The sequence below is a fragment of the Paenibacillus dendritiformis genome (genome assembly GCF_015845845.1).
GTDB classification, from domain to species: Bacteria; Bacillota; Bacilli; order Paenibacillales; family Paenibacillaceae; genus Paenibacillus_B; species Paenibacillus_B dendritiformis_C.
Genome location: NZ_LDIG01000075.1, coordinates 28,490 through 42,156 on the forward strand (window position 1 = coordinate 28,490; position 13,667 = coordinate 42,156).

Annotated in this window: 11 protein-coding genes, 1 pseudogene and 1 riboswitch; of the genes and pseudogenes, 5 read left to right on the forward strand and 7 right to left on the reverse strand. The window is 52.7% G+C overall.

Features of this window, described 5'->3' with window-relative positions; genetic code table 11:
- Positions 1 to 96 precede the first annotated feature (96 nt).
- Positions 97 to 1,158, forward strand: coding sequence for an HRDC domain-containing protein (locus ABD76_RS04640; protein WP_197254643.1), 1,062 nt, complete (start codon positions 97 to 99; stop codon positions 1,156 to 1,158).
- Positions 1,159 to 1,267: 109 nt separating this feature from the next.
- Here ABD76_RS04640 and corA read toward each other — a convergent pair whose 3' ends face one another.
- Complete coding sequence (gene corA, locus ABD76_RS04645) at positions 1,268 to 2,203, reverse strand: magnesium/cobalt transporter CorA (protein WP_197254645.1); 936 nt, start codon at positions 2,201 to 2,203, stop codon at positions 1,268 to 1,270.
- A 504-nt stretch (positions 2,204 to 2,707) separates the two neighbouring features.
- Positions 2,708 to 2,859, forward strand: a riboswitch (SAM riboswitch).
- Between the two features lie 116 nt (positions 2,860 to 2,975).
- Between corA and metA the strand changes: the two genes are divergently transcribed.
- The 4 genes from metA to mqnC all read left to right on the forward strand — a co-directional run bounded on the left by metA (position 2,976) and on the right by mqnC (position 7,508).
- The gene (metA, locus tag ABD76_RS04650) at positions 2,976 to 3,917 is read left to right on the forward strand and encodes a homoserine O-acetyltransferase MetA (protein ID WP_197254646.1); all 942 of its coding nucleotides are present in this window, start codon (positions 2,976 to 2,978) and stop codon (positions 3,915 to 3,917) included.
- Entirely contained in the window at positions 3,917 to 5,101 is a 1,185-nt protein-coding gene (locus ABD76_RS04655; RefSeq protein ID WP_197254647.1) for an aminotransferase class V-fold PLP-dependent enzyme, read from the forward strand. Before metA ends, ABD76_RS04655 begins: the two co-directional genes overlap by 1 nt.
- Positions 5,098 to 6,066 carry an aminotransferase class I/II-fold pyridoxal phosphate-dependent enzyme gene (locus ABD76_RS04660; protein ID WP_197254648.1) on the forward strand — a complete coding sequence of 323 codons (969 nt, stop codon included), beginning with the start codon at positions 5,098 to 5,100 and terminating at the stop codon, positions 6,064 to 6,066. The genes ABD76_RS04655 and ABD76_RS04660 overlap by 4 nt, the downstream gene beginning before the upstream one ends.
- Before the next feature lie 302 nt (positions 6,067 to 6,368).
- Positions 6,369 to 7,508: a cyclic dehypoxanthinyl futalosine synthase gene (gene mqnC, locus ABD76_RS04665; RefSeq protein WP_197254649.1), complete on the forward strand. Its 1,140-nt coding sequence runs from the start codon at positions 6,369 to 6,371 to the stop codon at positions 7,506 to 7,508.
- A 151-nt stretch (positions 7,509 to 7,659) separates the two neighbouring features.
- Here mqnC and ABD76_RS04670 read toward each other — a convergent pair.
- The 6 genes and pseudogenes from ABD76_RS04670 to ABD76_RS04695 all read right to left on the reverse strand — a co-directional run.
- Positions 7,660 to 7,849, reverse strand: a pseudogene (locus ABD76_RS04670) (transposase); the annotation flags it as partial.
- Between the two features lie 300 nt (positions 7,850 to 8,149).
- Complete coding sequence (pgtP, locus tag ABD76_RS04675; protein ID WP_197254650.1) at positions 8,150 to 9,493, reverse strand: MFS transporter; 1,344 nt, start codon at positions 9,491 to 9,493, stop codon at positions 8,150 to 8,152.
- A gap of 3 nt (positions 9,494 to 9,496) precedes the next feature.
- Entirely contained in the window at positions 9,497 to 10,540 is a 1,044-nt protein-coding gene (locus tag ABD76_RS04680; RefSeq protein WP_197254651.1) for an ABC transporter substrate-binding protein, read from the reverse strand.
- A complete protein-coding gene (locus ABD76_RS04685; protein WP_197254653.1) occupies positions 10,537 to 11,355 on the reverse strand; it encodes a DUF3919 family protein in 819 nt (272 codons plus the stop codon). The genes ABD76_RS04680 and ABD76_RS04685 overlap by 4 nt, the downstream gene beginning before the upstream one ends.
- Positions 11,356 to 11,428: 73 nt before the next feature.
- A complete protein-coding gene (locus ABD76_RS04690) occupies positions 11,429 to 12,868 on the reverse strand; it encodes a sensor histidine kinase (protein WP_197254654.1) in 1,440 nt (479 codons plus the stop codon).
- Positions 12,869 to 12,902: 34 nt separating this feature from the next.
- Complete coding sequence (locus ABD76_RS04695) at positions 12,903 to 13,580, reverse strand: response regulator transcription factor (RefSeq protein ID WP_197254655.1); 678 nt, start codon at positions 13,578 to 13,580, stop codon at positions 12,903 to 12,905.
- Positions 13,581 to 13,667 lie beyond the last annotated feature (87 nt).

The following is a 13,667-nucleotide window of genomic DNA, read 5'->3' on the forward strand; positions in this document are numbered from 1 at the left end:
CTTCACGATGCGCAAGCCGCATTGGAAGAGGTGCTTTCTTTTTTTGCGTTGCTGGGTATGAGCGGCATTGAGAAGCGAGAAGGAGGAAGGTAGATCATGCAGGTTGTATGGATGGTTCGATTGGAGCGAAGCATGGAGGAGGAAGGGAGCGAGAAGCGGCCGAAGCGCGGCGGCAAGCGGAAGGAAGATTCGCCCGAGGCTCCCTTTGGGCTCCTGACCGCGGGCGAGGAGCAGGGGCAATGGATGGTGCTGTGGGAGGCGGATGGCGCGGAGCCGGAGATCTGGTTCGAAGGCGGCGATTGGAGCGAGATGCGGGCATCGCTCCGGCGGGGCATGGCGAGGCTCATGAGCGCAGGCTATCGGCTGTCGCTCGGCTTCGTTCCGGAGGTGGACATTCATGAGCGCCGCATGCGGGAGCAGCAGGAATGGATCGCCTGCTATGCCGATCTTCATCCGAATGCGGAGGTATATGATCGGCTGGCCCAATGGCGCAGGGAAGCGGCCGCGAGGCTGAGACGCGCCCCGTACTGGATCGCGTCGAACCGCATGCTTCGCATGGTCAGCGCTTATTTGCCGCAGAATCTGGAGGAACTGGAGCAGATTCCGGGCTTCGGCGCGGTAAAGGTACGCGATTTGGGCGAAGAGATTATTCAGATTACGAAGCAGTACGACCGCACGACAGACTTCCCGCTCGACTGGGTGGCCGCTGCCGTCAGCGAACCTGAATTCGCCAGATGGGTGTATGCGGAATGGGAAGCGAAGCAGGCGAATGAGTTGGCCAAAATATCGGAGCGCCGCCTGCTGATGGAAGGGCTGCAGCAAGGGATGGGGATCGAGCAGCTGATGGATCGGCTGCAGGTGGATCGGCGCGAATTGATAATGCGTATTGAAAAGATTGCGAAGGAAGGCGGCGCGTTCGAACGGCTGGCCGAGGAGGAGCTGGCTTCGATGCCTTCCGCCGAGCGAGCGGCGGTTGAGTCTGCCCTCATTGAATTGGGGGACGAGTATATCAAGCCGATCTATATCAAGGCATTCGGCGAAGCGGCGCTGGAGCTGCCGGCTTCCGAGCTGCAGACCAACTATGAACGGATACGCTTCCTCCGGCTTCTGCACCGCAGACGGAAGAGCCGGGAGGCGCGGCAGGCGGTTGCCGGTTAATCCGGGGAAAGCATGAACAAGCCCGCATCCCTTGTTGCGGGAGGCGGGCTTGGGCTTCAACGTGCGTATTCGTTCGTATTTCCTATATAAGGCCGTTGTTCGGAAATCCTTAGATCCAGTCTTTTTTGCGGAACAGGTAGAACATCAGGGCTCCGAGTATGAACATAAAGCCGATAATATAAAGCGAGCCGTAGTCCCAGTCCATGAATGGAATATAATCGAAGTTCATTCCGTAGATGCCGGTAATGAGTGTCAGCGGCATGAAGATCGTCGTAATCGCGGTAAATACGCGCATGATGTCGTTTGCGCGGTTCGCGATGCTGAGCTGATACGATTCCCGCAAGTTGCCCATCAGATCGCGGAATGTCTCGAACGTCTCGGAGACTTTGACCGCATTTTCATAGATATCCCGGAAATACTTCTGCAGATCATCCTCGATGAGACGGAGATCCTTGCGATAGAGGACCAGCAGCACTTCTTTTTGCGGCGCCAATCCTTTTTTGAGCCATAGAATCTCGCTGCGAAGACTAATGATTTCGTTCAGGTGGGCCTTCTTGGCGCTGACGATCAGTTCTTCCTCCAAGGTGTCGATCTTGGCTTCGATCCGATCGGCTACCGAGAAGTAGTTATCGACCACAAGATCGAGCAAGTGGTACAGCATGCGGTCGGCCGAGCTCACCTGCTGCTCCCACAGCATCGGCTTGACCATGCGCAATTCATTGATTTTCTGCTTCGTCACGGTGATGATGAAGTGTTTGCCGAGAAAGATATTCAGGGCCCGCAGAAATATTTCCTCATCGTCGAAGCGGATGCTGTTCAGCACGATGAAATAGTGATTTTCATAGATTTCGATTTTGGGCCGCTGCTCTTCTTCGCTCATACAGTCCTCGACCGCGAGATCATGTATGGAGAACAAGGGCTGCAGCTCGACCAGATCTTCCAAATCGGCATCTAACCAATAGAAGCCGTTCTCCGGCGGAGTGAGTGTCACCTGTATATCATCCACCGGCGTGAAGACGCCTTCGTTTACTAGACGGATTTTCATTGCCAATCTCCCCTTCGGCCGCATATCCGATGCGGCAGCTTGCTTCGTCTCTGGAGACGATTCGTACAGGGCAGATGCAGATGAGAGCCGTTGACCCCAAGGCACGGCAGTTATCCGCGCATGATGCTCGGGGATGGGCATAATGACAGAACGCGACAGCCGTCAAGCTGCACGGTGTCCCGCCGAATCGCCTTATTCGGTTGTCCGTTCGTACCTCGGCATTGCCTCGGGTCGCCATCCATCCGAAATTCACCCCGATTTGAAATGATTTACGATAATCTTCGAACTTTATGACAACAGTGCCGTTCAGGCACCTGTTTAGTATACCGCTCGGCCCGTCCCTTTTTCAAGACAAAATCGGTTCGCTACGGCGTACATGGAATACGATATGCCGGAAGGAGAAAAAGGTGATTTTCCTCTTGACTTCTGGCTCGACTTGCCTTTAAATTATTACCAAGTCCTATTCAGCTTCACGGGGCTGCAATTGAATATGATATGTTAGCAATCTTATCAAGAGCAGGTGGAGGGACAAGCCCGATGAAACCCGGCAACCGGCCAGATGCGCAGAGCCGTTCTTGCATTCAAGGACATTCTGCAGCGTGCACGGTGCTAATTCTTGCGGTAGCGGTCAGAAGACTGCTGCTGACAGATGAGAGAGGCGCATGAATCAGGCTATGCACAACCTTTCTCGAATGTCGGGAAAGGTTTTTTTGTACCCTTATCCCGCAAGCGATAACCCAATTATGATGGATTGATGAAGGAGGAGAGCGTCATGCCGATCAAGATTCCCGATCATTTGCCGGCCAAAGAAATATTGTCCCAGGAGAATATATTCGTCATGGACGAAACCCGCGCGTATCACCAAGATATTCGTCCCCTGCGAATTGTCATCCTGAACCTGATGCCGACCAAAGAGACTACGGAGACGCAATTGCTGCGCCTCATAGGCAATACGCCGCTGCAAGTGGATGTGACGCTGCTTCACCCGGCGACGCACACGTCCAAAAATACATCCGCAGAGCATTTGTCTTCATTCTATAAGACTTTCGATGAAATCGAAGAGCAGCAATTCGACGGCATGATTATTACGGGGGCGCCGGTCGAGCAGATGGAATTCGAGGAAGTGACGTATTGGAGCGAGCTGTGCCGCATTATGGAATGGTCTTCAGCCAACGTGACGTCTACCTTCCATATTTGCTGGGCTTCCCAGGCCGGCTTGTACTACCATTACGGCATTCCGAAATATCCGCTGGAGCGCAAAATTTTCGGCGTGTATCCGCACTGTACGACCATGGACAATGTGAAGCTGACGCGCGGCTTCGACGACGTGTTCCTCGTGCCCCAGTCCCGCCATACGGAGATTCGCCGCGAGGACGTGGAGCGCGTCCCTGAGCTGGACATTCTCGCCGAGTCGGAAGAGGCGGGCGTATACATCGTGGCGACGCGGGACGGAAAGCATATCTTCGTGACCGGACATTCCGAGTACGACCCATGCACGTTGAAGTGGGAATACGATCGGGATATAGCGAAAGGGATGGAGATGGATCTGCCGGTCAATTACTTTCCGAACAACGATCCGTCGCGCCAGCCGCGCTCGTCGTGGCGCGCCCACGCCAATCTTTTGTTCTCGAACTGGCTGAACTACTATGTCTATCAGGAAACGCCGTACGAACTGGGCAAAGCCGTATTGCGTAAGGAAGGGGCCAACGTCTAATGGTGCAGCGCAACGAAGCCGATTACCGCATGGAAAGCCGGCTTGCCCAGATCGGGTCGGTTCACGATCCGGCCACAGGAGCCGTTAATTATCCGATTTACCAAGCTACCGCTTACCGTCATCCGAGATTGGGACAGAGCACGGGCTTCGATTATATCCGTACGAAGAATCCGACGCGCGCCGTGCTTGAGGAAGCGGCAGCCGACCTGGAGCAGGGCGATGCCGGCTTCGCCTGCAGCTCGGGCATGGCCGCGATACAGACGGTGTTTGCCAAGTTCGGGCAAGGCGATCATCTGATTGTATCGCTCGATCTGTACGGCGGCACGTACCGTCTCCTGGAACGGATATGGTCCCGCTGCGGGGTCACCGCGACGTATGTCGACACGAACGACCTGGATGCGCTGGAGTCGGCCCGCACGCCCCAGACGAAGGCGGTCTTCATCGAGACGCCGACCAATCCGCTGATGATGATTACGGATATCGAGCGGGTGGCGGCCTGGGCGAAGAAGCATGGCCTGCTGATGATTGTGGACAATACGCTGCTGACTCCGTTTTTCCAACGCCCCCTGGAGCTGGGAGCGGACATCGTCGTACATAGCGCGACGAAGTATCTCGGCGGCCACAACGATGTGCTGGCCGGCCTTATCGTGACGAAAGGGCGCGAGCTGTCGGAGGAAATGGCATTTCTCCATAACTCGATCGGAGCCGTCCTGAGCCCGTCGGATTCCTATCAGCTGATGCGGGGAATGAAGACGCTGGCGCTGCGGATGGAGCGCCATGAATACAATGCGACCCGCATCGCGGAATGGCTGCTGGAGCACCCGGCTGTCGAAGCGGTCTATTACCCCGGGCTGGCGGATCACCCGGGCTGCGAGATTCAGCGGCGCCAGTCCTCCGGCAACACCGGCATCTTCTCCTTCCGCTTGAAGGATGCCCGCTATGTCGATCCGATTCTGCGCCATCTGAAGCTGATCGCGTTCGCCGAGAGCCTGGGCGGCGTCGAGTCGCTCATGACGTATCCGGCGGTGCAGACGCACGCTGACATTCCGGCGGAGATTCGGGACCGGATCGGGGTGGACGATCGGCTGCTGCGCTTTTCCGTCGGCATCGAGCATGTCGACGACCTGATCGAAGATCTGGCGCAGGCGCTGGAAGCGGCCCGGTTGGAGGTGGAGCAGGAATGAGCGGATCAGGGTCAGACAAAGCGAGGCCGGCTTCCAAGCGAACACAGGGACTGGATTTTGCCACGAAGCTGATTCATTTCGGCGGGGAAATCGACAAAACGACCGGCGCGTCCAGCGTTTCGATCTATCAGGCCACGACGTTCCATCATTACGATATTTACGAGCCGCCGGAATTCGATTACTCGCGCTCGGGCAATCCGACACGGCAGGCCTTGGAGGATCATATCGCCCTATTGGAGGGAGGAACGAACGGCTACGCTTTCGCTTCCGGGATGGCGGCGATCTCCTCCGCCTTTCTGCTGTTTTCCGCAGGCGATCATATTATCGTCACCGAGGATGTGTACGGGGGGACGTACCGTCTGCTGACGACGATTCTGAACCGGCTTCGGATTGAATCCACTTTCGTCGACATGACCGATATCGAGCAGGTAAAAGCGGCGCTGCGCCCGAATACGAAGGCCGTCTATATGGAGACGCCGTCCAATCCGACGCTCAAAATTACGGACATGGCGGAGGTATGCGGCTGGGCGAAGGAGCACGGGCTGCTTACGCTGCTGGACAACACGTTCATGACGCCGTATCATCAGCTGCCGATCGTCCATGGGGTGGACATTGTCCTCCACAGCGCGACGAAGTTCCTGAGCGGACACAGCGACGTGTTGGCCGGCCTGCTCGTGACGGCGACCGAGGAGTTGGGCGCTCGCATCAAGCAGCTTCAGAACGGGCTTGGCACGGTGCTCGGCGTGCAGGACAGCTGGCTGCTTATGCGCGGGCTTCCGCTGGTCGCCGTCAGCCTCGGCGCGGTGGAGAGCATCCTGTCCTATCCGGCGATGATGTCTCATGCCTCGATGCCGGCCCATGTGCGGCTGGAGCGCGGTATTACGGACGGGCTGCTGCGCTTCTCTGTCGGATTGGAGCATATCGACGATCTGCTGCAAGATTTGGATCAAGTCTTAAGCCAATAACAGGCCGTTCTTTCTTTAATTTTCCTTATATATACGGCAATATGCCCTCTTCAGAGCGGAGAACCGGCCATGTTATGCGTCGGGCTTCACTGGAGAGGGTGCTGTTTTTTCGCCCATAATTGTGGTACGATTATGAAGTCATTGACATGCATGGTCCTATGCTCGGACGGGCAGCGGCTACATGTCAGGATCGGATATCGAATGGCTTACGAATAGAGGAGCATCGTACCGGATGCATCCGCTTCGTGCTGCATGTACGCTCATACAGCATGCAACTTATGAGAGAGGAAGTGACTGTGACGATGTCACCGATTGATCGCATTTTGGATAAAGCGCTGCGCGGTGAACGTATCGACACGGATGAGTGCGTGACGTTGTTCGCGTCCGATCAGGTAGAGAAGATCGGGCATGCCGCCAACCAGATTATGTTGAAATGGCATCCTGATCCGATCGCTACGTTCGTCATCGGACGCAATGTGAATTATACGAATATCTGTGATACGTACTGCCGGTTCTGCGCGTTCTACCGCGCCCCGGGCTCCAAAGAAGGCTACGTGCTTCCGGATGAAGTCATCTTCCAGAAGATTCAGGAGACGATCGATGTCGGCGGTACGGAAATTTTGATGCAGGGCGGAACGAATCCGGAGCTTCCGTTCAGCTATTATACGAATCTGCTCAAGGCGATTAAGGAACGCTTCCCTGGCATTACGATGCATTCCTTCTCTCCGGCGGAAATCATGAAGATGAAGGAAGTCTCGGACGGGTTGTCGCTGGAGGAAGTGGTGCGCGCGATTCACGAGGCGGGTCTTGACTCCTTGCCGGGCGGCGGCGCCGAGATTCTGGACGATCGCACCCGCCGCAAGATCAGCCGGCTCAAGGGCTCCTGGCGCGACTGGATGGATGTGATGCAGACCGCGCACAAGGTGGGCATGAACACGACCGCGACGATGGTCGTCGGCTTCGGCGAGCTGCTCGAAGAGCGCGCTCTTCATCTGGAGCGGGTTCGCACCGCCCAGGACGAGTGCATCGAGAACAAGTATCCTTCCAAGGGCTTCCTTGCCTTCATTCCATGGACGTTCCAATCGGAGAATACGAATATGAAGGCGGATCCGGTCAGCCCGGAGGAATATTTGAAGACGCTGGCGATCAGCCGCATTTTCCTTGATAATATCCCGAACTTCCAGGCATCATGGGTAACGATGGGGCCGGAAGTGGGCAAGAAAACGCTGAGCTACGGCTGCAATGACTTCGGCAGCACGATGATTGAGGAGAATGTCGTCTCCGCGGCAGGCACGACGCATAAGGTCAACATCAGCAGCACGCTGCAGCTTATCCGCGAGGCCGGCAAAATTCCGGCGCAGCGGGACACGAAGTACAATATTTTGAAGGTGTTCGACGACGAGAACGTGAAGGTCGATCGCGACTTCGTCATGCAGAATTAGTTCTGCCGGAGGGCGGATATTGATATTGCAGTCTTAAGATGTGCTTAATAGCGTTATTTTATAGATGCGGAACGGGAAGGACGAACGCCGGTTCCAGAGTGTTGACAAACTCCCGCGAAATTGCTGCAACCGCGGGAGTTCTTTACGTTTTTTATCCATATTTCAAATTATCAGATGGGTGACCGGTCTTCCAGAGCCAGGTCGCCATTTTTTTGAGGCTCATGGCAGTAAAAACAAGCATCGCTTGTGTGGTGGCCCTTTTTAGTCCTCGTAAGGTCGCCCACCGTACCATGCTTCTCCTTTAAATCGGCAAAAACTCGCTCTTTTGTCTCTTTTCGCTCCATCGTCTCTTATGTATTTGGGCTATCAATGACAATCAAAGAACAGCTAAACCTTGCGATAGGACGACATAGGGAACCTGTTCACTGCTATATTCCTTTAGAAACAGGCATACCATAAAATAGCGGATGAAGGAAATGTACCAAACTCTTTAGCCGATGATTCTATATGTATGGAACGTCTGCATATCACCAATTCTATTGATTCCGCAAAATGTTGAATAAATAGGAAACCCTCTGATGCCCAGCCTAGGTAGCGTCACATCAGAGGGTTATTTTTTTAATTTATATCCTGCTACGACTTTACGCTTGGTTCGCAGCGTTAGCCAGCTTCTTCTTGCGGCCGACCTGAATCAGCGTCAGGAAGAGTGTTGCCAGTACGCCACTCGCGAGAAGCAACAGGAAGCAACCGTTCCAACCGGAGGATTCGACGATAAATCCAACGAGTGCGCTTGCAGTCAAGTTACCGAACAAGTAAGCGAACAAACCAGTCATGCCAACAGTGGTACCTACAGCGAACTTCGGTACGAAGTCGATTGCGCTCAGGCCAATCAGGAACTGCGGCACATAGATGAGACAGCCGATAATGGATACGGCGATAGTAATTACGAGGATGTTCGCAGACTGCCAATACACGAGCGTAGCCAACACGACGCCGACCATGCTGATAATACAGAGCGGCATCCGGTTGCCTTTGAACAACTTGTCGCTAAGCACACCGACGACGAGCGAGCTCAGAATGGCTGCCCATTCGAATACAGCAAATGCAACGTGATACTGCGATTGCGTGAAGCCTTTTTCTTCCGTCAAGTATAATGGTACCCAGTTCAAGACGCCGAAGCGAATGAAGTACACGAATACGTTAGCCAAGCACAGGTACCAGATGAATTTGTTTTTAAGTACATATTTGATCAAGATTTCTTTCATGGACAGCTTGTCGCCGTCTGGATTGCGTTCCACATCGTCATAATCGTTGCGATATTCATCGATTGGCGGCAGACCAACCGATTGCGGAGTATCCTTGCCGCAGAACCATACGAAAACGGCGATCATCATGGCCATAATCGAGGGAACGACGAAAATTCCGGTTTGCCAGTAAGCCGAGCCTAGAATCCCTAATGCAACACCGACGATTGGCGCGATAATGCCTCCGCCGATATTATGGGACGTATTCCAGATTCCCATATACGTACCGCGCTCTTTCTTCGAGAACCAGTTCGCCAGTACGATACTGCAAGGAGGAGCGCCCATGCCTTGAAACACCCCGTTCACGACAAGCATTATGAAGATGAGACCGAACGAGGAAGTAGATCCTACGATAAGGTTAACGACGGCAGACAAGAACAAACCAACAGCGATAAATCGCTGCGTATGGGCTTTGTCCGCCAAATTTCCCATGAAGAATTTGCTTATTCCGTAGGTAACGGCAAGTGCCGCGCTCAACATACCGATTTGAGAAGGGGTGAACCCGAACTCACTCTTCAAATATGGTGTGGACAACGTAAAGTTGCTGCGTACTAAGTAGTAGCCTGCGTAACCGATAAAAATACCGATTAATGTACGCATACGGAAAATTCGGTACATCTTCGCGATCATGTGCTCCGGCAATCGAGGTATGGCGGGAGCTTTTTTCAACCAACCTAACATTCTTCATTCTCCTTGACCTTTTTTGTCCGCACGCATTCTGTTCCAAAGGTCAATGATTTGTTCATGCCTACGCATGGAACTGTGTACAGGCAAGACAGCGGAATTCGCTGCATCCTGCTTGTTCTCGTGAACGGTCGGGGTGCCGTAAGACACTCGTTCCAAGACAGCTGCCGCCTCTTGTGACAAGCTGTAGTTGATGAACCAGTCTGCAGCGGCCTCATTGGGCGCGTTCCGGATTTTCGATATGCCATTGACGAATAGGCTCGTATTTTTCGGAACGCTGCTCACGATATCGAACCCGGCCTCGCGCAGCTTGCGCTGATCTCCCAGAAAGTTGATACCGATTGCATACTCGCCCGAGCTGACGTATTGTGCGGGCATGAAGCCGTTTACAGTAAGCAGACCGATATTGCGGTTCAACTGTCGCAAATAATCGGAAGTTCTCTGCTCGCCCCATGCATCGTATAACGAGGCGATAAACGTGTACGCGGTTCCTGAGTAATTCGGATCTGGCATGACAAGCTTGCCGCGATATGCAGGATCAAGCAGGTCTTCCCACGTTGTAGGGATCTTCAACCCGAGCGGCGCAAATTCTTGATTCCAGCGTTCGCGATTAACCGCAATGGATAACTGCTCAACCTCGTAACCGGCCCAATACCCGTCCTCATCCTTGAACGGGAACGGGATCAGATCCATATTTGCGCTGTGAATCGGGGAGGATAGATCCTCTTCCTTCATCGTCATGTGCGCATCGATCGTTCCGCCAATGACGAGATCCGCTTGCGGCTTCGTTGATTCTTGAGACACGCGACGCAATATCTCCTCTGTCGACAGCCGGATGTACTCGTACGTACATCCTGTTTGTTGACAGAAGGAGGACAGTAGCGCACTGCCGACTTCTTCACGAGCGGCCACGTATACAACCAGATGGCGCCCCTTCATGTCGGGCATACCTTGCTCATCCACAGTAATGGCATGATGATCATTGGAACAGCCTGCCTGCGCAACTAGACAGACGAATAGTAAAAGGTAGAGTAATCGTGTCATCTTATATCCGCCTTTGCGTTCTCTCGATGAAGCAGCTTCTCCAAGCCCGCCTGCAAATAGATCGAATTTCCGTTGTCATCGCCCATATACTGCATGACGACATAGTCGGAATAAACGACAATATGCAGGATATTGGCGCGGTCATTTTTCAACTCCTTGTCCTCCTTGTATGCAGTAATAGAGCCGAGCGGCTTCTGCTTGCGGAGCAACAATTGCTTAATTTCGACCAGATCTTTGATTTCCAATGCTTGTTGAATGCTGGACACCAAGTAACCCTTTTCATGATCAAGCAAATTTCCTTGTACGCCATCAGAGCGGAAAGTGAGCCCCTTTGCAGTTCGTATGAATTGTGCGAAATGCTCGGGCGTATAATAAAGACTTTGCAGCTGAGTCTGCAGGGCAGACAGCAGAGGAGTCTCGTGTCCAGGGCCGTAAGACCATTTGCCTAGGGTAAAAGTGCTGCCAAGCTCAAAGGTCTGCTCGCTTCCGTTCAAATATTGGATACGTCCCGAGAGAATGGCCTGCTCACTGTCGGTTTCAGTAGACAGCTTCGGTTCATACTCCTGCTTGATCCGATCCATATAGGATACGAACGCGTGCAGACTTACCTCGTCATTGACATGCACAGATCCCCATTTCTGATGAGAAATTATTGCTTGAACAGGAAGGGAATCGCTTACTTTTCGCAATACTTCATGCTTATCGTCGATAATGCCGACCTTCTGATAGACCTGCTCATTCAGGAAGAAGCCGGCAAAAGACAGCAATAGAATGATTCCCGTAAAAAGAAAGGCACTCCATATAAGCTTGTTCATTCTGCATTACTCTCCTTGCTCAGCATAAACAATCATCATTTCATAATCTCCTCGTAATTGTTTCATAAATGTATTATTTCGAGCATGTTGGCAGAGGATGTGTATCCAATGCTGCCGGCGAGCGGAATTGGAGCGTGATCGTCGTTCCGATCCCATCCTCGGATTGTATGGACATTTCTCCTCCTTGCAGGGCCATCAACTGCTTGCATATGAGCAATCCGAAGCCATTGCCTGCGTCCGATGTCAGGCTCTCGTCCGATGAAGAGCTTTCGAACCGTGCAATGAGGGAATGACTTATGCCGATTCCATCGTCCCGGATCGTAATTCGCTCGGCATCATCGCTTGATGTCTGTTGAATCAATAGCTCGGATGCATCGCTATATTTGATTGCGTTATCGAGCAGGTTCAGGAAAATCTGCTTCGTCTTATCCGGATCCGCGACAACCATTGTAGGTACTAGCTCGTTGTGCAGCCGAATCCGATATTTGTCGAGTCGTGGCTGCATTATATAGACGCCTTCGCTCGCAATCGCCGCGATATCGCATATGGTAGGAGATACCGAGAACGGGCTGTCTCCATACTTGGATTGGCTGAGCAGTTCCTCGACAAGTGTAAGCATGCGCTCGCTTTCCACGGAAATATGGCGCAGGCTTTCTTGAACATCCTTCGGATCCTTCAGACGTGGAATAAGGTTCGAATATCCCATAATCGCGGTCAGAGGCGTCTTCAGCTCATGAGTGACTCGATCCAGGAAATCGCGCTGCTTGTCCTTCTCCCGGCTTAGCTGCTTGATATGCAGCTCGATTGCATCGGCCATTGCATGCAAGGAATGCGCCAGCTGACTTATTTCCTCATAACCGCTTAGTTCGATACGGCTGCCATAATGGCCGTTGGCAAGCTTCTTCGCCATATCTCGAAGCTGCTCGATCGGTTTGCTCAGCGACTTGGCGAAGCGATTCGCAATCAACACGGCGGCAGCGAGAATAAGCAAGCAAGCCACCCCGAAGGTGACCTTCATTCGCTTGAGCAGCTGCGATTCATCCTCTAAGGGCTGGAGGAATCGAATTAATCCGATGACTTGATTGTCGACGTAGATTGGGCTAGAGAACAGCAGCAACGGAGAAGGAGAGGCCTTTTGAAACATATAGGACTTATTGCCAAGCATCGCTTGTTCCATATCCTGATTCACATAAGACAGCGCTCCTCGCTCGGTATCGGCCAGGACGAGATGATGCGCGTTAATGAGCTGAACACGAATGCCCATGCGCTTGGACAGATATGAGGCAATGAGCGGCGCCCCTTTTTGAAGCGTGACGTCTGGTCTTCCTTTTTGTTCGCGTTCCACATAATTGATCGTGTAGATCTGAGCTTCTACGCTTAGCTTTTGCAGCGAATTGACCGCGGAGTGATAAACATTATTCTGCAAAGAAATATCAAGCACGATATAGAGAAAAAGCATGACAGGAATGAATAGGGCAAGAAGTGCCAAGTGAAAGCGTTTCTGTAAAGTCATGGGTTGTCCACCTTGTTCAAAATGGCCGTGCAACTCAACAATCTATTTTGTATCCGACGCCGTAAATGGTTTTGATTCGCTCTCCTTCTTTTCCTAGCTTTTTGCGGAGGCGCTGTATCATAATATCGACAGCTCTCGTATTTTCCGGATAATCAAGCTTCCACACCTTCATAAGGAGATCATCGCGAGTGAAGATGCGCTGCTTATTGGATAATAACAGCAGAAGCAGATCATACTCTCGATACGTTAGCGTAATTTCCTGTCCGTTCACAACTAGCGCGCGCTTTTCCGGATCGACTTGAAAAGGTCCGCAATGCATGATGCTGGAGCCGGAGTTCGTCTGCTCTTGTTTTTTCATCCGTCTTTCGATCACCTTGATTCGGAGCAGCAGCTCCGTGCTGTGGAACGGCTTGACGAGGTAATCATCGGCGCCTAATTGCAGTCCCAGCAGCTTGTCGTTGATTTGTCCTTTGGCGGTAAGCATGATGACGGGAACGTCTGAATTGCTGTTGCGGAACTCGCGCAGCAATTGATACCCATCTGTATCGGGAAGCATAACATCAAGAATAATCAAATCTATCTGCTGCGCCTGCCATTGTTCGTGCGCGGCTTGGCCGCTTGCGGCCGTGTGTACCGTGTAGCCTTCAATCTCGAGATTGAGACGGATGAGGTTCAAGATGCTCTGCTCGTCATCGACAACTAGAATATTCATCGCGTCCTCCTTCTGGGATGTGGTTATCATTACTTGCACAAAAAAGCAGCCTGGCAAAAGGCCGCTCCTTCTTCTATTATACGGACA

Bases quoted from the DNA above. Each gene is read 5' to 3' on its own strand.
- ABD76_RS04690 (WP_197254654.1), bottom strand. From the start codon at position 12,868: ATGACTTTACAGAAACGCTTTCACTTGGCACTTCTTGCCCTATTCATT.
- ABD76_RS04680 (WP_197254651.1), bottom strand. From the start codon at position 10,540: ATGACACGATTACTCTACCTTTTACTATTCGTCTGTCTAGTTGCGCAG.
- pgtP (WP_197254650.1), bottom strand. From the start codon at position 9,493: ATGTTAGGTTGGTTGAAAAAAGCTCCCGCCATACCTCGATTGCCGGAG.
- ABD76_RS04640 (WP_197254643.1), top strand. From the start codon at position 97: ATGCAGGTTGTATGGATGGTTCGATTGGAGCGAAGCATGGAGGAGGAA.
- corA (WP_197254645.1), bottom strand. From the start codon at position 2,203: ATGAAAATCCGTCTAGTAAACGAAGGCGTCTTCACGCCGGTGGATGAT.
- ABD76_RS04660 (WP_197254648.1), top strand. From the start codon at position 5,098: ATGAGCGGATCAGGGTCAGACAAAGCGAGGCCGGCTTCCAAGCGAACA.
- metA (WP_197254646.1), top strand. From the start codon at position 2,976: ATGCCGATCAAGATTCCCGATCATTTGCCGGCCAAAGAAATATTGTCC.
- ABD76_RS04685 (WP_197254653.1), bottom strand. From the start codon at position 11,355: ATGAACAAGCTTATATGGAGTGCCTTTCTTTTTACGGGAATCATTCTA.
- mqnC (WP_197254649.1), top strand. From the start codon at position 6,369: ATGTCACCGATTGATCGCATTTTGGATAAAGCGCTGCGCGGTGAACGT.
- ABD76_RS04655 (WP_197254647.1), top strand. From the start codon at position 3,917: ATGGTGCAGCGCAACGAAGCCGATTACCGCATGGAAAGCCGGCTTGCC.
- ABD76_RS04695 (WP_197254655.1), bottom strand. From the start codon at position 13,580: ATGAATATTCTAGTTGTCGATGACGAGCAGAGCATCTTGAACCTCATC.